General features: G+C 52.3%; 2 protein-coding genes and 2 pseudogenes. All 4 read left to right on the top strand.

Annotated elements, in window-relative coordinates:
• Positions 1–202, top strand: a pseudogene (locus tag BM252_RS31365) (TMEM175 family protein); the annotation flags it as partial.
• Positions 203–276: 74 nt separating this feature from the next.
• On the top strand, positions 277–543 hold the full coding sequence (locus BM252_RS29780; protein WP_093391392.1) for a YlcI/YnfO family protein: 267 nt from the start codon (positions 277–279) through the stop codon (positions 541–543).
• Entirely contained in the window at positions 540–857 is a 318-nt protein-coding gene (locus tag BM252_RS29775; RefSeq protein WP_093391391.1) for a type II toxin-antitoxin system RelE/ParE family toxin, read from the top strand. The genes BM252_RS29780 and BM252_RS29775 overlap by 4 nt, the downstream gene beginning before the upstream one ends.
• 398 nt (positions 858–1,255) lie before the next feature.
• A pseudogene (locus tag BM252_RS31935) lies at positions 1,256–1,366 on the top strand (TMEM175 family protein); the annotation flags it as partial.

The raw sequence follows: 1,366 nt of genomic DNA, 5'->3' as shown, positions 1-1,366 counted from the left end.
GCTGGTCTCGCGCAACGCCAACAATTCGCCGCTGGTGCTGGCGGTGGGCAAGGACTACAAGGGGCCGATATCGTCGACGCTGTACCTGCTGGCGGTGCCGCTGTCGTTCGTCCACGTCTGGCTGGCCTTTGCCGTCTACATCGGCGTGGCGATCCTGTGGTTCCTGCCGGACCGCCGCATCGAGAAATACTTGCAGCACTAAGCGGGCGCGTTTCGATTGCCGTTCCGACTTAATCGGCTCACAATGCGTTGTAATTGCAACGCAAAGGAGTGATGATGAAAACAGCCTCGTTCCCGTCTTTACGTGTTGAGCCTGAACTGAGGGAAGCGGCGGAGCAGAGCTTGCAGGAAGGCGAGACTATTTCCGGTTTCGTCGAGCAAGCCATCCGCGAGAGCATTGAGCGTCGTGGCCACCAGCGCGCATTTGTCGCGCGCGGCTTGGCCTCACGCGACAATGCCAAACGCACCGGAAACTATGTCGCGGCCGACGCCGTGATGGAGCGCTTGAAGGGGATGTTGGCCACAGCCAAGGCGGGCAAGTGAGCTTTTCGGTTCGCTTCACGGAGGAAGCGGAAGCGGACTTGCTGCGGCACTACGAGTTCATCCTGGCGAAGGACTCAACAGACTGGGCGCTCGCCGAGCGGGCGCTTGAGGCCGTTCAACATGCAATCCATGGCTTGGAAGTTTCGCCATTTAGCTACCGCAAAGCAAACGCCAGCAATCCCTTCCTGCGTGAATTGGTCATCCCGTTTGGCGCGTCCGGATATGTGGCCCTGTTCGAGATTGATAGCGGCGATACCGTCACCGTGCTAGCCGTTCGTCACCAGCGCGAGGACGACTATCACTATCAGAAATAGTATTTTCTCTTAAATTTTCACTCACGATGACATATCCAAATCTAACTCCAATGCAAAAAATAACAAAACCAATGAAAACGGCTGAAATTATGATAATTTGTTTTTTTGATGATAAATTGCGCATATACACACCAATACTTGTTAATACAGATATTAAGTCAAAAAATTAAAAATACACTTCAAAGTAAAAATTTCTCTATATTTCAACAGTGAAGTGCAAATTAAAAATTAATTTGCCATTTGGTAAATTGCGTACGCTGCCAAACCACCGACAACAACGCCAGCTACACCTAAAGCTCCGAATGCAAGTCCAACCCGAATAGCATATCCCACAACAGGTGAAATTCGACCTCAAACCGTCATTCACTCGGCGGAAAATATGCCTCACTTGTACATATAGCCACCACCACATGCTGCACGCCGCCTCGGTGATCGACGGCCGCGTGCTGTGGGCCAATCTGCATCTGCTGTTCTGGCTGTCGCTGATCCCCTTCGCCACCGGCTGGATG

This window comes from Rugamonas rubra (assembly GCF_900114705.1).
Taxonomy (GTDB): domain Bacteria; phylum Pseudomonadota; class Gammaproteobacteria; order Burkholderiales; family Burkholderiaceae_D; genus Rugamonas; species Rugamonas rubra.
The sequence above is the reverse complement of the archived record's forward strand: the minus strand, read 5'-3'. Positions and strand labels throughout refer to the sequence as shown.